This is a genomic window from Streptomyces sp. NPDC101152, assembly GCF_044768275.1.
In the GTDB taxonomy this organism is placed as follows: domain Bacteria; phylum Actinomycetota; class Actinomycetes; order Streptomycetales; family Streptomycetaceae; genus Streptomyces.
This window is the reverse complement of record NZ_JBIWPO010000012.1, coordinates 80,675-99,875: the sequence shown is the minus strand read 5'-3', so window position 1 is coordinate 99,875 and position 19,201 is coordinate 80,675. Positions and strand designations below refer to the sequence as shown.

Below are 19,201 nucleotides of genomic sequence, written 5' to 3'. Positions count from 1 at the left end.
GCGGCCCGGGCGGGGGCTGAGGGGCGGTCAGAAACGGTACTGCTGCTCGTCGTAGCCGTGCCCCTGGGCCTGTCCCTGGCCGTTGCCCTGGTAGGGGTACTGCTGTTCCTGCGGGAGTTCGCCGCCGTAGGTCTCGTCGGTGCGCTGCTGCGGGACCCACACGCCCCCGCCCGGGGTCTCGCCACCGTAGGTGCCGGTGCCGTACTGCTCCTGGCCGTAGCCCTGCTGGTCGTACTGGCCGTACGTGGCGTCGTAGCCGCCGCCGTAGGTCTGGGTGCCGATGTACGGGTCGGAGTAGGCCGCGTACTGCTGCTGGCCGCCGGCGTCGTAGCCGTACTGCTGCTGGGTGTAGCCCGAGTAGTCGTACCCGTACGTCTGGTCGGCGCCCTGGGCGGCGGTCGCGTACTGTTCCTGGGCCTGGCCCGCCTGAGCGGAGTCGCCGTACACGCCGTACGAGCCGGTGTCGTCCTCCAGGGGCTGCGGCTCGTAGACGGTGGTGGTCTCGGCGGCCGTGGGGTGGACGGAGCGCGCCGGGGTGAAGACGTCGTCGCGGTCGTATTCGTCGTCCGCGCCGTAGGCGGCGTCCCGGCCGTAGGAGCGTTCGTCGCCGTAGGCCGCGTCGGCGGCGGGTTCGAGGTCGGCGTCCTCCAGCGACGGGTCCTGGGGGTCCGCCTTGCCGCGGCGGCGCTTGCTGGTGGCGCCCAGCGGCTCGTCGTCGGCGTCGGGGCGCTTGACCGCCCAGCCGGCGGAGAAGCCGCGCCGGAAGGACAGGGTGACGTAGGTCTGGCCGACCGCGAAGGCGGCCGCGCCCAGCCCGATGACGACGACCGAGGCCATCAGCACCCCGACGACGACGCCGAGGAAGCCGACGAAGGCGAGCAGCCGCCAGCGCAGCCGCGCCTTGTACTGCAGCAGCACCTCACCCAGCAGCCACAGCGCGACGATTCCGAACGCGATGTAGAGGACCGTCCAGCCCATGTACGCCCCTCTCCCAGTCGCCGCTACGCAGTGTGTCGTACACCCGTGCGGCCGGTCTAGGCCTGCGGGGGGTGGTGCAGGCCCAGGTTCTCGTAGATTTCCAGCGACGCCGTGGAGTTGTTGAGCGTGATGAAGTGCAGTCCGGGCACTCCCTCGGCCAGCAGTCGCGCGCAGAACTCCGTGGCGAATTCGATGCCAATGGAGCGTACAGCGGCCGGATCGTCTTGTGCTGTGAGGATCCGCTCTTTCAGGACGGAGGGGATGTCCGCGTTGCTGAGCTGTGGCAGCCGCTCCAGCATCCGCACGCTCGTCACCGGCATGACCTCGGGGATGACGGGGGTGGCGCAGCCGGCCGCGCCGACCCGGTCGCGCAGCCGCAGGTACGACTCCGGGCGGAAGAACATCTGCGTGATGGCGTAGTCGGCGCCGGCCCGGCACTTGTCGACGAACCGGGTCACGTCCGTGTCCCAGTCGGCGGAGCGCGGGTGCATCTCCGGGAAGGCGGCCACGCCGACGCAGAAGTCGCCCGACTCCTTGATGAGCTGGACTAGTTCGGCGGCGTAGGTCAGGCCCCTGGGGTGCGGCACCCACTCGCCCATGGGGTCGCCGGGCGGGTCGCCGCGCACGGCGAGGATGTTGCGGATCCCGGCGTCGGCGTACTGGCCGATGATGTTGCGCAGTTCGGCGATGGAGTGGTTGACGGCGGTGAGGTGGGCGACCGGGGTGAGGGTGGTGTCCGCGACGATCTGCTGGGTCTCCTTGACCGTGCCGGCGCGGGTGGAGCCGCCGGCGCCGTAGGTCACGGAGACGAAGTCGGGGGCGATCGCCTCGACCCTCCTCAGCGCACTCCACAGGTTCCGCTCGCCCTTGGGCGTCTTGGGTGCCGAGAACTCGAACGAGTACGTCGTCCTGCCCGTGGCGAGCATGTCACGCACGGTACGTGCGCGGTCCGTCCTTGTGGATGCGGTTCCGAGGGCCATACCCGCAGGTTAGTCAGGCGGAGGCGGTCCCCCAACCAGAGACCACGAATTGCCCTATTTGTCGACTTGCTGTCCACCCATCGGACGCTGATCCGGACAGCGTGGCCGAATTACGGCTGCCGCAGCCGCTTCGCGAACTCGGCCGCGGCCGCGCCCGGGTCCTGCGCCTCCGTGATCGCGCGCACGACCACGACCCGGCGGGCTCCCGCCTCGAGCACCTCGTCGAGGTTGCCGAGGTCGATGCCGCCGATGGCGAACCAGGGGCGCCGGGTGCCGAGGGCCGCGGTGTGCCGGACCAGGCCGAGGCCGGGGGCGTGGCGGCCGGGCTTGGTGGGGGTGGGCCAGCAGGGGCCGGTGCAGAAGTAGTCGACGCCCTCCTGGACGGCAGCGGCCTCCGCCTCGGCCTCCGCGTGCGTGGAGCGGCCGATGAGGACGTCGTCGCCGAGGATCGCGCGGGCGGCGGGCACCGGGAGGTCGCCCTGGCCGAGGTGGAGCACGTCCGCACCGGCCGCGTGGGCGACGTCCGCCCGGTCGTTGACCGCCAGGAGCTTCCCGTGGCGGGCGCAGGCCTCGGCGAGGACCTGGAGGTGCTCCAGCTCCTCGGCCGCCTCCATGCCCTTGTCGCGCAGCTGCACGATGTCCACCCCGCCGGCCAGCACGGCGTCCAGGAACTCCGGCAGGTCGCCCTGGCGCCTGCGGGCGTCCGTGCACAGGTAGACACGGGCGTCGGCGAGCCGCGCGCGGGCGGTGGTGGCGGCGTCGGGCATACGAGGGTCCCCCCGGGGTGTTCGGTGTCGGCGGCGTACGGGCCGGGCCGTGGTGGACCGCGGCCGTGGCTCGGTGGGAGCCCGGCCCGTGCGCCGGACGATGTGCGGATCAGGTTGTTCGTATCAGACGGCGAGCGCCTGGGCCCGGCGCTTCACCTCCGTGCCGCGATTCTCGCTGAGGGCCTGCGCGGGCGTGCCGGGCAGGCTCTCGTCGGGGGTGAAGAGCCACTCGAGCATCTCTTCGTCGGAGAAGCCGTCGTCCCGCAGGAGCGTCAGGGTGCCGGCCAGGCCCTTGACGACCTTCCGCTCGGCCCCGTCGATGAAGGCGGCGGGGACGTGCAGTGCGCGGTTCTCACCTCGGCGTACGGCGATGAGCTGGCCCTCCTTGACCAGCTGCCTCACGCGCGTCACCTCGACGTCGAGCATCTCCGCGATGTCGGGGAGGGTGAGCCAGGCGGGGACGAGAGCATCGATCTTTGCGTCAATCTCGGTCACGGGACCAAGCGTGCCATCCCGGACTGACAGTCGGAAGCCAGGAGGGTCCGACCTGGGGGCTCAGGACTACGCGGTGGCCGCCTTGAGCGGCCTCGCCGGGTCCGCCAGCAGCTCCGGGTCCATCGGCGTGCCCCCCTCGATCAGGCGCCTGCCCTGGGCCAGGTCGCGGGGCCTGCCCACCGCCAGCAGGGCGATCAGGCGGTTCTCGCGCAGCCAGCACACCGACCAGGCCGGGCCGGACGGGTCACCCCGCCACAGGGTCGTGTCGGCCGAGGTGTGGTGGCCGGCGTACTGCACGAACCGGCCGAACTGCTCGGACCAGAAGTACGGCACCGGGTCGTAGACGGCGTCGGGCGCCCCGGTGGCGGCGCCGATGATGTTCGCGGCGACCGTGCGCGGGCCCTGCAGGGCGTTGTCCCAGTGGTGGACCAGCAGGCGCTCGCCGTAGCGGCCCGAGGGGAAGGAGGCGCAGTCGCCGACGGCGTAGACGTCCGGGGCCGAGGCGCGCAGGTGCTGGTCGGCCTGGACCTCGTGGTGCGCACCGAGCTCGATGCCGGAGCCGGTGAGCCAGCCGGTGGCCGGCCGCGCGCCGATCCCCACCACGACGGCGCCCGCGGGCACGCGCGTGCCGTCGTCGAGGACGACCTCGCCGGGCTCGATGTGCCGCACGCGCGCGTGGGTGCGCAGCACGGCGCCGGCGTCCGCGTACCAGGCGGCCATCGGCGCGGCGACCTCCGCGGGCAGCGCGCCCGCGAGCGGCCGGTCCGCGGCCTCGACGACGGTGACCGCGCAGCCCGCCTCGCGCGCGGCGGTGGCGAACTCGGCGCCGATCCAGCCCGCGCCGACGACCACGATGTCGTGCTGCCGGGCGAGCACGGGGCGCAGCCGCTCGGCGTCGTCGAGGGTGCGCAGCAGGTGCACGCCGGGCACGCCCTCCGCGCCGGGCAGCCGGACGGGTTCGGCGCCGGTGGCGAGGACCAGGACGTCGTAGGGGACGGGCCCGGCCTCGGTGTCCAGTTCGTGGGCGTCCGGGCGCACGCCGAGCGCCTCGCGCCCCAGCAGCAGTTCGATGCCGAGCGCCTCGAAGTCGACGTCGAAGGCGGAGCCCTCGGACTTGCCGAGCAGGACGGCCTTCGACAGCGGCGGCCGGTCGTAGGGCTGGTGGGGTTCGGCGCCGATCAGGGTGACGGTGCCCGTGAAGCCCTGTTCGCGCAGGGCGACGGCGGTCTGGACGCCGGCCATGCCCGCGCCGACCACGACCACCCGTCGCTGCGACTGCGTCGTCTGCTCGCTCACCTGATCACCATAGACACTGACTATCCGTCAGTCAGCGGTCCTGCTCAGTGACCTGCTCCACAACACTGGTGCCCCGGCCGGGCTGCGACTCCCACACCCAGGTCTCCTCCAGCCGCACCCGGCCGTCCGGCAGTTCCACGACCGTCGAGGCGCAGTGCCCCGAGGCCGTCGTCCCGTCCCGCTTCAGCTGCACGTACCGGAAGTCGAGCCGGTCACCGCGGCGGGTACCCACCAGATGCCCGCGTACGACGTCGCCGCCCGTGTACTCGGCCCAGATCTCCCCGTCCTTCTCGTGGTACGTGAAGCGGGTCCTGGTACCCACCTGACCTGGGGCCTGGTCGGCGACGGGGGCGAGGACGAGGCCGTCCAGCGAGCGGGACACGGCGGCAGGCTCCCTTACAGAGGCTTGGCGGCTCGGGCTAGGGTGGCCACCGTACAAGCACTCGCGGGAGCCCGGACGCACCGGGCTGAGAGGGAGGCTGGCGGCCTCCGACCGTACGAACCTGATCCGGGTCATGCCGGCGAAGGGAGGGGCTGGACGCCCATGTCGTCACGTACGTCAGACGTCCTCGTCATCGGGGGCGGGATCATCGGCCTGGTCACGGCCTGGCGCGCCGCGCAGCGCGGTCTCGCCACGTCCGTGGTGGATCCGGAGCCGGGCGGCGGGGCCGCCCAGGTGGCCGCCGGGATGCTGGCCGCCGTCACGGAACTGCACTACGGCGAGCAGACCCTGCTGGGCCTCAACCTGGCCTCCGCCCGCCGCTACCCGGACTTCGCGGCCGAGCTGACCGACCTCACCGGCCAGGACCTCGGCTACCGCCGGTGCGGCACGCTGGCCGTCGCCCTGGACGCCGACGACCGCGCCCACCTGCGCGAACTGCACGCCCTGCAGACGCAGTCGGGGCTGGAGTCCGAGTGGTTGTCGGGGCGCGAGTGCCGACGCCTGGAGCCGATGCTCGCGCCGGGCGTACGCGGCGGGCTCCGGGTCGACGGCGACCACCAGGTCGACCCGCGGCGCCTGGCACGCGCGCTGGTGGCCGCCTGCGAGCACGCGGGCGTGGTCTTCCGCCGCACCTGGGCCGAACGCTTCCGGGTCGCGGGCGACCGGGCGGCCGGCGTCACCACGACCGACGGCACCGAGCTGAGCGCGGGCCAGGTGGTGCTGGCCGCCGGCAGTCTCAGCGGGCGGCTCCCGGGCGTCCCGGACGACGTCCTGCCGCCCGTACGGCCGGTCAAGGGCCAGGTGCTGCGGCTGACCGTGCCGAAGCGGTTCGCGCCGTTCATGAGCCGCACGGTGCGGGCCGTGGTGCGCGGCAGCAGCGTCTACCTGGTGCCGCGCGAAAACGGCGAGCTGGTCGTCGGCGCGACCAGCGAGGAGCTGGGCTGGGACACCACGGTCACCGCCGGCGGGGTGTACGAGCTGCTGCGGGACGCGCACGAGCTGGTCCCCGGGATCACGGAGCTGCCGCTGACGGAGACCCGCGCGGGTCTGCGCCCCGGCTCCCCCGACAACGCGCCGCTGCTCGGGCCCACGCGGCTGCCCGGTCTGCTGTTGGCCACCGGCCACTACCGCAACGGCGTGCTCCTCACGCCGGTCACCGGCGACGCCATGGCGCACGTCCTGGCCACCGGGGAACTCCCCGAGGAGGCCCGCCCGTTCACCCCGAGGCGTTTCGCGCGCGTGGAGCAGCCCGCATGAACATCTCCGTCAACGGACAGCCGCACGAGTTCGCCCCCGGCACGGCTCTCGACACCGTGGTGCGGACGCTCACCCAGGCGCCCTCCGGAGTGGCCGCCGCCCTGAACGAGACCGTCGTCCCGCGTGGGCAGTGGCCGTCGACGCCCCTGTGCGAGGGGGACCGCGTCGAGGTCCTCACCGCCGTCCAAGGAGGCTGAGCCATGGCCGACGATCCCCTTGTCATCGGCGGTACGTCCTTCACGTCGCGCCTGATCATGGGCACCGGCGGTGCCCCCAGCCTCGAGGTGCTGGAGCGGGCGCTGGTGGCCTCCGGCACGGAGCTGACGACGGTCGCGATGCGCCGGGTGGACCCCTCGGTGCACGGCTCGGTGCTCTCCGTCCTCACCCGGCTCGGCATCCGGGTGCTGCCCAACACGGCGGGCTGCTTCACGGCCGGCGAGGCGGTGCTGACCGCCCGGCTCGCGCGCGAGGCACTCGGCACCGACCTGGTCAAACTCGAGGTGATCGCCGACGAGCGCACCCTGCTGCCCGACCCGATCGAGCTGCTGGACGCCGCCGAGACCCTGGTCGACGACGGCTTCACCGTGCTGCCGTACACCAACGACGACCCGGTGCTCGCCCGGAGGCTGGAGGACGTCGGCTGCGCGGCGATCATGCCGCTCGGCTCGCCCATCGGCTCCGGTCTCGGCATCCGCAACCCGCACAACTTCCAGCTGATCGTCGAGCACGCGCGCGTGCCGGTGATCCTGGACGCGGGCGCCGGTACGGCCTCGGACGCGGCGCTCGCGATGGAGCTGGGCTGCGCGGGTGTGATGCTCGCCTCGGCGGTGACGCGGGCGCAGGAGCCGCAGCTGATGGCGGAGGCGATGAAGCACGCTGTGGAGGCGGGGCGGCTGGCCCGGCTGGCGGGCCGGATTCCGCGGCGGCATTTCGCCCAGGCCTCGTCCCCCGAGGAGGGCCTGGCCAGGCTGGATCCCGAGCGCCCGGCCTTCTGAACGGGGGTTCGAACGGATCCGGACGGCGGTGCGAGGTCCGTCACAGCTCGGCTGCAGTAGCGCTCCGGTCTCACCGGAAACCGTGGTCCTGTCCGTCACGGCTCGTACACTCACCTGCGTGGATACGACCCTTCAGGACCCTCTGGTCGGGCAGGTGCTCGACGGGCGCTACCGCGTGGACGCGCGGATCGCGGTCGGCGGGATGGCCACGGTCTACCGGGCCCTGGACACCCGTCTGGACCGCGTGCTCGCGCTGAAGGTGATGCACCCCGCACTCGCCTCCGACGGCTCCTTCGTCGAGCGGTTCATCAGGGAGGCCAAGTCGGTCGCCCGACTGGCCCATCCGAACGTGGTGCAGGTCTTCGACCAGGGCACCGACGGGTCGTACGTCTACCTCGCCATGGAGTACGTGGCCGGCTGCACCCTGCGGGACGTGCTGCGCGAGCGCGGGGCGCTGCAGCCGCGCGCCGCCCTGGACATCCTGGAGCCGGTGCTGGCGGCGCTCGGCGCCGCACACCGGGCCGGGTTCGTGCACCGGGACATGAAACCGGAGAACGTCCTGATCGGGGACGACGGCCGGGTCAAGGTCGCCGACTTCGGGCTGGTGCGGTCCGTGGACACGGTCACCCACACCACCGGAACGGTCCTGGGTACGGTGTCCTATCTCGCGCCGGAGCAGATCGAGCAGGGCACGGCCGACCCGGGCGTCGACGTGTACGCGTGCGGTGTCGTCCTGTACGAGATGCTGACCGGCGAGCGGCCGCACCAGGGCGACTCGCCGGCCATCGTGCTCTACAAGCACATCCACGAGGACGTCCCGCCCCCGTCGGCGGCCGTCCCCGGGCTGCCGTACGCGCTGGACGAGCTGGTGGCGTCGGCGACCGCGCGCGTGCCCGCCGTCCGCCCGCACGACGCGGTGGCGCTGCTCGCCCAGGCCCGCCGGGCGCGCGCCGCACTCAGCGCGGACCAGCTGGACGCGGTGCCGCCGCTGGCGCTGACGGCGGAGCACCGGGACATCTCCGAGGACCGTACGAGCGTCATCCCGCGCGCGCTGACCACGCCCCACCCGGGGCAGGCCGGCGGGGACGGCGTGCCGCCCGACGTGCTCCGCACCAGCCGGCTGGAGAGCCCTCCGCCGCTGCCGCCCCGGCGCCGTGGCGTGCGCTCGCGGCGCGGTCCGCTGGCGATCGTCGTCGCCGTACTGCTGGTCCTCGGCGTCGGCACGGGCGTGTGGTACATCAACTCCGGCCAGTTCACCAGCGTCCCGCCGGTGCTGGCGAAGACCCGGGTACAGGCGGAACGGAAGATCAAGGGGGCCGGGCTGCGCTTCGGGGCGGTCCGGCACGCGTACAGCGACACGGTGAAGCGGGGCACGGTCATCAGCTCCGATCCGACGCCCGGCACCCGGATCCGGGACAACGGCGTCGTGTACGTCACCCTCTCCGACGGTCCGGAGACCGTGCAGGTGCCCGACCTGAAGGGTTACCGGCTGGACAAGGCGCAGGCCCTGCTGGCCAGGGACGGGCTGGCGCCGGGCATGGTGACCCGGACGTTCAGCCAGGACGTCCCCAAGGGCTTCGTGATCTCCACCACCCCGGACGCGGGCACGACCCGGCACGCGGGCTCCGCGATCGCCCTGACCGTCAGCAACGGCAGCCCGGTCGACGTCCCGGACGTCACCGGCGAGGACCTGCAGAGCGCCACGTCCGACCTGCAGAGCGCGGGCCTGAAGGTGAAGGTCGCGGCCGAGCAGGTCAACTCCGACTTCGACAAGGGCCAGGTCGCCGCGCAGACCCCGGCGGGCAACGGCCAGGCCGCCGAGGGCGACACGGTGACGCTGACGCTGTCCAGGGGCCCGCAGATGGTCGAGGTCCCGGACGTCACCGGGGACAGCGTGAACGACGCGAAGAAGGCCCTGGAGGACAAGGGCTTCCAGGTCAGCGAGGACCGCGGGCTGCTCGGCCTGTTCGGCGACACCGTCAAGAGCCAGTCGGTCCCGGGCGGGCAGACGGCACCCAAGGGGTCGACGATCACCATCAAGATCCGGTGACCGGGCACTGAGGGCCGCATGACACCCTGAACGGGTGAAGAGCGAGTCCCCCTTCCCGTCCCGCAACCCCGTCGGCGGCCATGTCCCGGTGGCCGGCGGTCTGCACTCCGTCGGCCTGTCCTACGCGCGCGACCTCAGGGCCGAGACCGTGCAGGTCTTCGTCGCCAACCCGCGCGGCTGGGCCACACCGGCCGGGAACCCACGGCAGGACGAGGAGTTCCGGGCGGTGTGCGAGGCCGAGTCGATCCCGGCGTACGTGCACGCGCCCTACCTGATCAACTTCGGCTCGCACACGGAGGCCACCGTCGAGAGGTCCGTGGAGTCGCTGCGCCACTCCCTGCGGCGCGGGCGGGAGATCGGGGCGCTCGGCGTGGTCGTGCACACGGGCAGCGCGACGGGCGGCCGGGAGCGTTCGGTGGCGCTCAAGCAGGTGCGCGAGCACCTGCTGCCGCTGCTGGACGAGCTCACGCACGACGACGACCCGTTCCTGCTGCTGGAGTCGACGGCCGGACAGGGCGCCTCGCTCTGCTCGCGGACCTGGGACTTCGGGCCCTACTTCGAGGCGCTGGACGCGCACCCGAGGCTCGGGGTCTGCCTGGACACCTGCCACGTCTTCGCGGCCGGCCACGACCTGACCGGCCCGAGCGGTATGCACCAGACCCTCGACCTGCTGGTGGACACGGTCGGTGAGGGCCGGCTGAAGCTGATCCACGCCAACGACTCCAAGGACGTCGTCGGCGCCCACAAGGACCGTCACGAGAACATCGGCGCCGGTCACATCGGCGAGGACCCCTTCCGCGCCCTGATGACCCACCCGGCGACCGAGGGCGTACCGCTGGTCATCGAGACGCCCGGCGGCAAGGAGGGACACGCGGCGGACGTGGAACGGCTGAAGAAGCTGCGCGAGGCCTGATTTCAGAGCTCGGGGCCGTCGCCTGGCTCCTCCTGATAGGAGTAGCGCTGCTCCTTCCAGGGGTCACCGACGTTGTGGTAGCCGCGCTCCTCCCAGAAGCCGCGCCGGTCGGCGGTCATGTACTCGATACCCCGGACCCACTTGGGGCCCTTCCAGGCGTAGAGGTGGGGGACGACCAGGCGCAGCGGGAAGCCGTGTTCCGCGGTCAGGAGTTCGCCGTCCTTGTGGGTGGCGAACAGTGTGCGCTCGGAGGCGAAGTCGGACAGGCGCAGGTTCGAGCTGAACCCGTACTCCGCCCACACCATCACATGGGTGACGACCGGCGCGGGCGGGGCGAGCTCGAGGATCGTCCGGGCCGGGATCCCGCCCCATTCGGCGCCCAGCATGCTGAACTTCGTGACGCAGTGCAGGTCGGCGACGACGGTGGCGTACGGCAGGGCCGCGAACTCCTCGTGGTTCCAGCAGCGCTTCTCGCCGTCCGCGGTGGCCCCGAAGACCCGGAACTCCCAGCGCTCGGGGCGGAACCTGGGTACCGGCCCGTAGTGGGTGACCGGCCAGCCGCGTTGCAGTCGCTGCCCCGGCGGAAGCTCCGGCTGACCTGCCCCTCCCGAATCGCGTTCTCCCGATTCACGCTCCACCGGCTGACCCATGACTCCATCCTGACAGACCGGACAGGGTGCGCCTGACCGGCACCCAGCAAACGCGGGCAACTCGGACCAAGCGCGCACCTGCCCACTAAGTGAAGACTTACTGGACGATCTTCGTTGCCGGTGCAATCATGCGGCGCAATCCGCCAGTTCCCCCGGTTGGAAGGAGCCTCTGCGATGCAGGGCGACCCCGAGGTCATCGAATTCCTCAACGAGCAGCTCACCGGCGAGCTGACCGCGATCAACCAGTACTTCCTGCACGCGAAGATGCAGGAGAACTTCGGCTGGACGAAGCTGGCGAAGTACACCCGCCACGAGTCGTTCGACGAGATGAAGCACGCCGAGGTGCTCACCGACCGCATCCTCTTCCTGGAGGGACTGCCCAACTACCAGCGGCTCTTCCACGTACGCGTGGGTCAGACCGTCAAGGAGATGTTCGAGGCGGACCGGCAGATCGAGGTCGAGGCGATCGACCGGCTGCGGCGCGGCATCAAGGTGATGCGCGACAAGGGCGACATCACGTCCGCGAACATCTTCGAGTCGATCCTCGAGGACGAGGAGCACCACATCGACTACCTCGACACCCAGCTGGAGCTGGTGGAGAAGCTCGGCGAGGCCCTGTACATCGCGCAGCTGATCGAGCAGCCGGAGAGCTGAGCCGGGCCGCTCCCTCGATGCGGGCTAGGCCGCCTCGTCGAGGTCCGTGAGCGCCGTGAGCACCGGCCGGCCCTGGTCCGCCGCCTCCCGTCGCGGGCAGCTGCCCCGGCCGAGGATGGCCTGGATACGGCGGACGCACGAGCCACAGTCCGTGCCGGCCTTGCAGGCGGAGGCTATCTGGCGGGGCGTGCAGGCGCCGTCGTCCACGTGCTGCTGGACCTGCGCCTCGGTCACGCCGAAGCAGCTGCAGACGTACACGCGGACTCACCTCCCACCGAGAATCAATAAGGTGAACCTAACCTTACCCGGCACTCGGGGACGGCAAAAGTGGAGTGGGGCGCGGATCGTATGTGATCCGCGCCCAGTTCATGCCCCGGTAACAGGCCCAGCCGTCACTGGTCCCTGTACATCTCCGCCACGAGGAACGCCAGGTCCAGCGACTGGCTGCGGTTCAGGCGCGGGTCGCAGGCCGTCTCGTAGCGCTGGTGCAGGTCGTCGACGAAGATCTCGTCGCCGCCGCCCACGCACTCGGTGACGTCGTCGCCGGTGAGCTCGACGTGGATGCCGCCCGGGTGGGTGCCGAGGCCCTTGTGGACCTCGAAGAAGCCCTTGACCTCGTCGAGCACGTCGTCGAAGCGCCGGGTCTTGTGACCGGAGGCGGCCTCGAAGGTGTTGCCGTGCATCGGGTCGGTCACCCAGGCCACGGTCGCGCCGGACGCGGTGACCTTCTCGACCAGCTCGGGCAGCTTGTCGCGGACCTTGTCGGCGCCCATGCGGACGATGAAGGTCAGCCTGCCGGGCTCACGGTCGGGGTCGAGGCGCTCGATGTACTGCAGCGCGTCCTCGGCCGTGGTCGTCGGGCCGAGCTTGATGCCGATCGGGTTGCGGATCCGGGAGGCGAACTCGATGTGCGCGTGGTCCAGCTGCCGGGTGCGCTCACCGATCCACACCATGTGCGCGGAGACGTCGTACAGCTGTCCCGTGCGGGAGTCGACCCTGGTCAGAGCCGACTCGTAGTCCAGCAGCAGCGCCTCGTGCGAGGAGTAGAACTCGACGGTCTTGAACTCCTCCGGGTCGGTGCCGCAGGCCCGCATGAAGTTCAGCGCGTTGTCGATCTCCCGGGCGAGCTGCTCGTAGCGCTGGCCGGAGGGGGACGACTTCACGAAGTCCTGGTTCCAGGCGTGCACCTGGCGCAGGTCGGCGTAGCCGCCGGTGGTGAAGGCGCGCACCAGGTTCAGCGTGGAGGCGGAGGCGTGGTACATCCGCTTCAGGCGCTCGGGGTCCGGGACGCGGGCGGCCTCGGTGAAGTCGAAGCCGTTGACGGAGTCGCCGCGGTAGGTCGGCAGCGTGATGCCGTCGCGGGTCTCGGTCGGCTTGGACCGCGGCTTGGAGTACTGGCCGGCGATCCGGCCGACCTTCACGACCGGAACCGACGCGGCGTACGTCAGCACGGCGCCCATCTGCAGCAACGTCTTGAGCTTGTTGCGGATGTGGTCGGCGGACACCGCGTCGAAGGCCTCGGCGCAGTCGCCGCCCTGGAGGAGGAACGCCTCTCCCTTGGCGACGGCCGCCATCCGGGCGCGCAGCTGGTCGCACTCGCCCGCGAAGACGAGCGGCGGATACGACTCGAGGTCCGCAACGACTGCGCGCAGAGCCTCAAGGTCGGGGTACTCGGGCTGCTGCGCCGCGGGCAGGTCTCGCCAGGTGTTGCCAGCACTCGCGCTGGACTTAGCGTTCACGGTCACGGCCTCAACATTACGGGGTCGTGTCATGGCTCCCGCGCCTTGCCCAGCAAATGAGACACGGGGTACCACGGGGTACGAGGTGCGGACATGGGGTATGGTGCCTCGCATGTTCGCGCACTCGACCCAGAACTGGTGGTGGACCGCTCATCCGGCGGCCCACTGACTGCGCGTACGCAAGACTTCGCGAAGGCCGCCCGAGGGGCGGCCTTCGGCGTTTCCGGGGCCGTTCCTCACGTCATCGACGTCGACGGAAGAGGACCCATGGACCTGACCCAGCTCCTGCACGACCCCCGCCCGTTCGCCCTGCTGCGCCGCCGGACGCCGGGCCACGGCGAGAAGACCGTGGAGCTGCTCCTCGGCCCGGTCACGTCGTACGACCGGCTCGCCGACCTGCCCGACGAGGGCCTCGCCCTGGTCCCCTTCCGGCAGATCCGCGAGCGCGGCTTCGACGTGCGGGACGACGGGACGCCGCTCACGGTGCTCACCCCCGAGGAGACGCACACGCTGTCCCTCGATGACGTGCTGGCCCAGCTCCCCGCCCACGACGTCCGCGTCGAGCGCGGCGCCTTCGACGTCGACGACGAGGAGTACGGCGAGATCGTCGGGCGCGTGCTCCGGGAGGAGATCGGACGGGGCGAGGGTGCCAACTTCGTGATCCGGCGGACGTACCAGGGGGAGATCCCGGGGTTCTCCCGCGCCGACGCGCTCGCGCTGTTCCGGCGGCTGCTGGAGGGTGAGCGGGGCGCGTACTGGACGTTCGTGGTGCACACCGGGGAGCGGACGCTGGTCGGGGCCAGCCCCGAGGTGCACGTCCGGATGTCCGGCGGCACCGTCGTCATGAACCCGATCAGCGGGACGTACCGCTATCCCGCCGAGGGCCCGACCCCCGAGCACCTGCTGGACTTCCTCGCCGACGGCAAGGAGATCGAGGAGCTGTCGATGGTCGTCGACGAGGAGCTCAAGATGATGTGCACGGTCGGCGACATGGGCGGGGTGGTGATCGGCCCACGGCTGAAGGAGATGGCCCATCTCGCGCACACGGAGTACGAGTTGCGCGGCAAGTCGTCCATGGACGTGCGCGAGGTGCTGAAGGAGACCATGTTCGCGGCGACCGTTACCGGATCGCCGGTGCAGAACGCCTGCCGGGTCATCGAGCGGTATGAGCCCCTCGGGCGGGATGGTGTCGGACGCGGCTACTACGCGGGCGCCCTGGCCCTGCTCGGCCGGGACTCCGGCGGCGCCCAGACCCTCGACTCCCCCATCCTGATCCGGACGGCCGACATCGACGCCGGCGGCCTGCTGCGCGTGCCGGTCGGCGCCACCCTGGTCCGCGGCTCGGACCCGGCGAGCGAGGTCGCCGAGACGCACGCGAAGGCCGCCGGAGTGCTCGCGGCTCTGGGCGTACGGCCGGCACGGCCGCGTGACGAGCACGCGCGCGTGCGTCTTGCCGACGACCCACGCGTGCGTGCCGCGCTCGACGGGCGCCGGGCCTCGCTCGCGCCCTTCTGGCTGCGGATGCAGGAGCAGGCCGCCGAGCTGACCGGGCACGCCCTGGTCGTCGACGGCGAGGACACCTTTACGGCGATGCTCGCGCACGTGCTGCGCTCGGGCGGGCTGGAGGTCACCGTCCGGCGCTACGACGAACCCGGGCTGCGGGAAGCCGTCCTCGCGCACGAGGGACCGGTCGTGCTGGGCCCCGGCCCCGGTGACCCGTCGGACCTGGACGACCCGAAGATGCGGTTCCTGCGGGACCTGACCGCGGCGGTGATCCGGGAGCACCGGCACGGCGTCCTCGGCGTCTGCCTCGGACACGAGCTGATCGCGGCCGAGCTGGGGCTTGAGGTCGTACGGAAGGAGGTGCCGTACCAGGGGGCGCAGACGACGATCGACCTGTTCGGGCGGGACGAGACCGTCGGCTTCTACAACAGCTTCGTGGCGCGCTGCGACGACGAGGTGGCCGGGGAGCTGGCCGCGCACGGCGTCGAGGTGAGCCGGGCCGGCAACGGCGAGGTGCACGCCGTGCGCGGCCCGGGTTTCGCGGGGGTGCAGTTCCACCCGGAGTCGGTCCTGACACTGAACGGGGCGGTGCTCGTGCGGGACCTCGTCGGTCAACTGCGCGGCACGAGCACGACGTACTGACTCGGCGGACGTCAGCCGTCAGCCGAAGAAGACGCCTACCTCCTCGTACAGCTTCGGGTCCACCGTCTTCAGTTTCGCCGTCGCCTCCGCGATGGGGACGCGGACGATGTCGGTGCCGCGCAGGGCGACCATCTTGCCGAAGTCGCCCTCGCGGACCGCGTCGACGGCGTGCAGGCCGAAGCGGGTGGCGAGCCAGCGGTCGAAGGCGCTCGGGGTGCCGCCGCGCTGGATGTGGCCGAGCACGGTCGTGCGGGCCTCCTTGCCGGTGCGCTTCTCGATCTCCTTGGCCAGCCACTCGCCGACGCCGGAGAGGCGCACGTGCCCGAAGGAGTCGAGCGACCCGTCCTTGAGGACCATGTCGCCGTCCTTCGGCATGGCGCCCTCGGCGACGACCACGATCGGGGCGTAGGAGGCCTTGAAGCGGGAGGTGATCCAGGCGCAGACCTGGTCCACGTCGAAGCGCTGTTCCGGGATGAGAATGACGTTGGCGCCGCCGGCCAGCCCGGAGTGCAGGGCGATCCAGCCGGCGTGGCGGCCCATCACCTCGCAGACCAGGACGCGCATGTGGGACTCGGCGGTGGTGTGCAGCCGGTCGATGGCCTCGGTGGCGATGCCGACCGCGGTGTCGAAGCCGAAGGTGTAGTCGGTGGCGGACAGGTCGTTGTCGATGGTCTTCGGCACGCCGACGACCGGCACGCCGTACTCGTCGGTGAGGCGTGCGGCGACGCCCAGGGTGTCCTCGCCGCCGATCGCGACGAGCGCCTCGACCTCCAGCTTGGCGAGGTTCTCCTTGATGCGCCGGATGCCGTTCTCCTGCTTGAGGGGGTTGGTGCGCGAGGAGCCGAGGATGGTGCCGCCGCGAGGCAGGATGCCACGTACGGCGGGGATGTCGAGGCGGACGGTGTCGCCCTCCAGAGGTCCTCGCCAGCCGTCCCGGAAGCCGACGAAGTCGTAGCCGTACTCCTGCACGCCCTTGCGGACGATGCCCCGGATGACGGCGTTGAGCCCGGGGCAGTCGCCGCCTCCGGTCAGTACTCCGACCCGCATGGAAAAGTCCCTTCGCCACGGTTGCCTGTGACAGCCACGCTAATGGTGATCCACGTCACAGCGTGATGGGCGGGACCGGCAATTCCGGTGAATCGGCGTGCGGTTGGTTTACTCGTCGTCAAGCCCGCGCTCTATGGCGTACCGCACGAGTTCCACCCTGTTGTGCAACTGGAGCTTGCCGAGGGTGTTCTGGACGTGGTTCTGGACCGTGCGGTGGGAGATGACCAGGCGTTCGGCGATCTGCCGGTAGCTCAGGCCCTTGGCGACCAGGCGCAGCACCTCGGTCTCGCGGTCGGTGAGTTGCGGGGCCCGGGGCTCGTCGGTGCCGGCGGCGGGCGTCGGTTCGGAGGCGAGGCGGCGGTACTCGCCGAGGACGAGTCCGGCCAGGCCCGGCGTGAACACCGGGTCGCCGGCCGCGGTACGGCGCACCGCGTCCAGCAGGTCCTCGGTGGACGCCGACTTCACCAGATAGCCGGTGGCGCCGGACTTCACCGCCTCCAGGACGTCGGCGTGCTCGCCGCTCGCGGACAGGACCAGGACCCGCAGGGCCGGGTTGTGACCGACGAGTTCCTTGCAGACCTGCACGCCGGGCTTGGCGGGCAGGTTCAGGTCGAGGACGAGGACGTCGGGGGCCGCGGCCTTGGCGCGGCGCACGGCCTGGTCGCCGTCCCCGGCCGTCGCGACGACGTCGAAGCCGGACTCGGTCAGGTCGCGGGCGACGGCGTCGCGCCACATGGGGTGGTCGTCGACCACCATGACCTTGATCGGGTCCTGCCGCTCGCTCATCACCGCTCCGCCTTCACGCTCTTGGGTACCTTCAGTTCGACCTCCGTGCCCTGCCCGGGGACCGAGACCAGTTCGGCGCTGCCGCCGAGGTCGCGCAGCCGGCCGCGGATCGACAGGGCGACCCCGAGCCGTCCCTCCCCCTCGGCCTGGGCGAGCCGTCCCTCGGGGATACCGGGACCGTCGTCCCGTACCGTCACCACGATCTCGCCGGGCTCGTCCTCGACGAGGATCCACGCGCGCGCGTGCTCGCCCGCGTGCCGGCGGACATTGTCCAGGCAGGCGCCGACAGCCGCGGCCAGCTCCCTCGCGGCGCCCGGCGCCAGCAGCACCGGCGCGCCGGGCTCGGCGAAGCTGACCTTGGCGGCGGCGTACGGGGCGAGCAGGGTGCGCAGATCGACGGAGCCGTCCTCGTCGGGCTCGTCCACGGCGCGGACGACCGCGCCCTCGGCCGCGTCCTGCGCGGCCCGCGACACCGGGAGCAGCCCGCCGGAGACCAGGGTGCGCAGGGCGACCTCCTGCTCGCCCGCCATCCGGCCCAGCTCACCCGCCTCGCCGCCGATGACGGCACCCCGCCGCTGCACCATCGCCAGCACCTGCAGCACGCCGTCGTGGATGTCCCGGGCGAGCCGCTCCCGCTCGCGCGTCGCGGCCTCGATCTCCAGCGCGCGGGCGAGGGTGCGCTCGGAGGCGCGGGCGACCTCGACGACGTAGCCGATGGCGATGGAGGCGACCCAGACCAGGATGACGTTGTGGACGGTGTCGCGGGCCGGGGCGCCGCGCTCGATGAGGTTGGCGGCGGCCACCGGCGTGGACGCGAACGCGGCCCAGCGCCAGCCGCCCTTGACGGCGTAGGCCAGCACCGAACCGGCCGTCCATATCGACGGCAGGGTGGGGCCGCCGCTGTGGATGTGCTGGTCGTTCGCGGCCACCGGGGTCAGCAGGATGCCGGTGAGGGCGATGGCGAGGTCGGCGGCGAGGAAGCGCTTGGTGCAGGCGGCCGCGTTCTGCACGCGGGGCAGGGTGGCGAGCGTCCAGACGAACAGCACGCAGTAGTACGCGATGGCGACGCCGGCGTGGTCGAACTCGTCGTAGGCGGTGGCGAACAGACCGACCGCGTACAGCATGGTGAGCACCCGGTACGCGCTGAGCGCACGCCACAGCGGCTGCTCGACCGACATCTTCAGCACGCGCTCGCGCTTGGCCAACTCCCCCACCCCCGCCGACTCCCCACGCCCACAGACGCCCAGCTTAGGCCCCGGACTTCTCCTTCTTGGCCTGTTCCTTGGCCTGTTCCTTGGCCTGTTCCTTGTCGGCCTTCGCCGCCTCGGCGATCCGGCGCTTGGCGGCGGTCGCGTAGATGTCGACGTACTCCTGGCCGGAGAGCTTCATGATCTCGTACATGACCTCGTCGGTCACCGCGCGCAGGACGAAGCGGTCGTGCTCCATGCCCTGGTAGCGGCTGAAGTCGAGGGCCTTGCCGATACGGATGCCGGGACGCATCAGCTTGGGCATCACCTTGCCCGGCGGCTGGATCTTCTCCGTGTCGATCATCGCGACGGGTACGACCGGGGCGCCGCTGGCGAGGGCCACACGCGCGAGGCCGCCGGGCTTGCCCCGGTAGAGCCGGCCGTCGGGCGAACGGGTGCCCTCCGGATAGATCCCGAACAGCTCACCGCGCTCCAGGACCTCCAGGCCGCTCCTGATCGCGGCCTCGCCCGCGCCCCGCGCACCGGAGCGGTCCACCGGGAGCTGGCCGACGCCCTTGAAGAAGGCCGCCGTCAGCCGGCCCTTCACGCCGGGCGTGGTGAAGTACTCCGCCTTCGCGATGAAGGTCACCTTGCGGTCGAGCACCGCGGGCAGGAAGAACGAGTCGGAGAACGAGAGGTGGTTGCTCGCGAGGATCGCGGGGCCCTCGGCCGGAATGTTCTCCAGCCCCTCCACCCAGGGCCGGAAGGCGACTTTCAGCGGCCCCCCGATGGCGACCTTCATCGTGCCGTACAACAACCG

General features: G+C 71.7%; 21 protein-coding genes and 1 riboswitch. Of the genes, 8 read left to right on the top strand and 13 right to left on the bottom strand.

Translation table 11 applies throughout. The features are described from left to right. Positions 1 to 27 precede the first annotated feature (27 nt). From ACIRVK_RS18435 to ACIRVK_RS18410, 6 genes are all read right to left on the bottom strand, one after another. Positions 28 to 978 (bottom strand): hypothetical protein, encoded by a 951-nt coding sequence (locus tag ACIRVK_RS18435; protein ID WP_404248163.1) that lies wholly within the window; start codon positions 976 to 978, stop codon positions 28 to 30. A 56-nt stretch (positions 979 to 1,034) separates the two neighbouring features. Continuing rightward, on the bottom strand, positions 1,035 to 1,958 hold the full coding sequence (gene metF, locus ACIRVK_RS18430; protein ID WP_404248161.1) for a methylenetetrahydrofolate reductase [NAD(P)H]: 924 nt from the start codon (positions 1,956 to 1,958) through the stop codon (positions 1,035 to 1,037). Positions 1,959 to 2,068: 110 nt separating this feature from the next. Next, a complete protein-coding gene (gene thiE / locus ACIRVK_RS18425; RefSeq protein WP_404248159.1) occupies positions 2,069 to 2,725 on the bottom strand; it encodes a thiamine phosphate synthase in 657 nt (218 codons plus the stop codon). A 123-nt stretch (positions 2,726 to 2,848) separates the two neighbouring features. Further along, a complete protein-coding gene (locus ACIRVK_RS18420) occupies positions 2,849 to 3,220 on the bottom strand; it encodes an Rv2175c family DNA-binding protein (protein WP_404248157.1) in 372 nt (123 codons plus the stop codon). A 66-nt stretch (positions 3,221 to 3,286) separates the two neighbouring features. After that, the gene (locus ACIRVK_RS18415; protein ID WP_404248155.1) at positions 3,287 to 4,516 is read right to left on the bottom strand and encodes an NAD(P)/FAD-dependent oxidoreductase; all 1,230 of its coding nucleotides are present in this window, start codon (positions 4,514 to 4,516) and stop codon (positions 3,287 to 3,289) included. 31 nt (positions 4,517 to 4,547) lie between these two features. Then, positions 4,548 to 4,898 (bottom strand): hypothetical protein, encoded by a 351-nt coding sequence (locus ACIRVK_RS18410; RefSeq protein ID WP_404248153.1) that lies wholly within the window; start codon positions 4,896 to 4,898, stop codon positions 4,548 to 4,550. Between the two features lie 53 nt (positions 4,899 to 4,951). Continuing rightward, positions 4,952 to 5,063: riboswitch (TPP riboswitch) on the top strand. Between ACIRVK_RS18410 and thiO the strand changes: the two genes are divergently transcribed. The 5 genes from thiO (at position 5,061) to ACIRVK_RS18385 (ending at position 10,173) form a co-directional block, all read left to right on the top strand. Further along, positions 5,061 to 6,215 (top strand): glycine oxidase ThiO, encoded by a 1,155-nt coding sequence (gene thiO / locus ACIRVK_RS18405; RefSeq protein ID WP_404248151.1) that lies wholly within the window; start codon positions 5,061 to 5,063, stop codon positions 6,213 to 6,215. It overlaps the preceding riboswitch by 3 nt. Further along, positions 6,212 to 6,412, top strand: a complete 201-nt coding sequence (gene thiS / locus ACIRVK_RS18400; RefSeq protein ID WP_404248149.1) for a sulfur carrier protein ThiS — start codon at positions 6,212 to 6,214, stop codon at positions 6,410 to 6,412. The genes thiO and thiS overlap by 4 nt, the downstream gene beginning before the upstream one ends. A 3-nt stretch (positions 6,413 to 6,415) precedes the next feature. Then, positions 6,416 to 7,210, top strand: a complete 795-nt coding sequence (locus ACIRVK_RS18395; protein WP_404248147.1) for a thiazole synthase — start codon at positions 6,416 to 6,418, stop codon at positions 7,208 to 7,210. A gap of 118 nt (positions 7,211 to 7,328) precedes the next feature. Continuing rightward, a complete protein-coding gene (gene pknB / locus ACIRVK_RS18390; protein WP_404248146.1) occupies positions 7,329 to 9,260 on the top strand; it encodes a Stk1 family PASTA domain-containing Ser/Thr kinase in 1,932 nt (643 codons plus the stop codon). Between the two features lie 34 nt (positions 9,261 to 9,294). Next, a complete protein-coding gene (locus tag ACIRVK_RS18385; RefSeq protein WP_404248144.1) occupies positions 9,295 to 10,173 on the top strand; it encodes a deoxyribonuclease IV in 879 nt (292 codons plus the stop codon). Between the two features lie 2 nt (positions 10,174 to 10,175). Here the strand turns inward: ACIRVK_RS18385 and ACIRVK_RS18380 are convergent, their stop codons facing one another. Next, complete coding sequence (locus tag ACIRVK_RS18380) at positions 10,176 to 10,823, bottom strand: sulfite oxidase-like oxidoreductase (RefSeq protein ID WP_404248142.1); 648 nt, start codon at positions 10,821 to 10,823, stop codon at positions 10,176 to 10,178. 174 nt (positions 10,824 to 10,997) lie between these two features. Between ACIRVK_RS18380 and bfr the strand changes: the two genes are divergently transcribed. Further along, on the top strand, positions 10,998 to 11,477 hold the full coding sequence (gene bfr / locus ACIRVK_RS18375; RefSeq protein ID WP_133042876.1) for a bacterioferritin: 480 nt from the start codon (positions 10,998 to 11,000) through the stop codon (positions 11,475 to 11,477). Positions 11,478 to 11,501: 24 nt separating this feature from the next. Here the strand turns inward: bfr and ACIRVK_RS18370 are convergent, their stop codons facing one another. Both ACIRVK_RS18370 and ACIRVK_RS18365 read right to left on the bottom strand, forming a co-directional pair. Then, a complete protein-coding gene (locus ACIRVK_RS18370) occupies positions 11,502 to 11,735 on the bottom strand; it encodes a bacterioferritin-associated ferredoxin (protein ID WP_404248140.1) in 234 nt (77 codons plus the stop codon). A gap of 134 nt (positions 11,736 to 11,869) precedes the next feature. Continuing rightward, entirely contained in the window at positions 11,870 to 13,222 is a 1,353-nt protein-coding gene (locus tag ACIRVK_RS18365) for a class II 3-deoxy-7-phosphoheptulonate synthase (RefSeq protein WP_404248138.1), read from the bottom strand. 25 nt (positions 13,223 to 13,247) lie between these two features. Between ACIRVK_RS18365 and ACIRVK_RS18360 the strand changes: the two genes are divergently transcribed. Both ACIRVK_RS18360 and ACIRVK_RS18355 read left to right on the top strand, forming a co-directional pair. Then, positions 13,248 to 13,385, top strand: a complete 138-nt coding sequence (locus ACIRVK_RS18360; protein WP_404248136.1) for a trp operon leader peptide — start codon at positions 13,248 to 13,250, stop codon at positions 13,383 to 13,385. 98 nt (positions 13,386 to 13,483) lie between these two features. Further along, on the top strand, positions 13,484 to 15,361 hold the full coding sequence (locus ACIRVK_RS18355; RefSeq protein WP_404248135.1) for an anthranilate synthase family protein: 1,878 nt from the start codon (positions 13,484 to 13,486) through the stop codon (positions 15,359 to 15,361). A gap of 18 nt (positions 15,362 to 15,379) precedes the next feature. On the opposite strand, the gene ACIRVK_RS18350 is transcribed toward ACIRVK_RS18355, so the two are convergent. From ACIRVK_RS18350 to ACIRVK_RS18335, 4 genes are all read right to left on the bottom strand, one after another. Beyond that, positions 15,380 to 16,408 carry a 6-phosphofructokinase gene (locus ACIRVK_RS18350; RefSeq protein ID WP_404248133.1) on the bottom strand — a complete coding sequence of 343 codons (1,029 nt, stop codon included), beginning with the start codon at positions 16,406 to 16,408 and terminating at the stop codon, positions 15,380 to 15,382. A gap of 108 nt (positions 16,409 to 16,516) precedes the next feature. Beyond that, positions 16,517 to 17,194, bottom strand: coding sequence for a response regulator (locus tag ACIRVK_RS18345; protein ID WP_404248131.1), 678 nt, complete (start codon positions 17,192 to 17,194; stop codon positions 16,517 to 16,519). Further along, on the bottom strand, positions 17,194 to 18,399 hold the full coding sequence (macS, locus tag ACIRVK_RS18340; RefSeq protein ID WP_404248363.1) for a MacS family sensor histidine kinase: 1,206 nt from the start codon (positions 18,397 to 18,399) through the stop codon (positions 17,194 to 17,196). Before macS ends, ACIRVK_RS18345 begins: the two co-directional genes overlap by 1 nt. Positions 18,400 to 18,442: 43 nt before the next feature. After that, a complete protein-coding gene (locus tag ACIRVK_RS18335) occupies positions 18,443 to 19,198 on the bottom strand; it encodes a lysophospholipid acyltransferase family protein (protein ID WP_404248129.1) in 756 nt (251 codons plus the stop codon). Positions 19,199 to 19,201 lie beyond the last annotated feature (3 nt).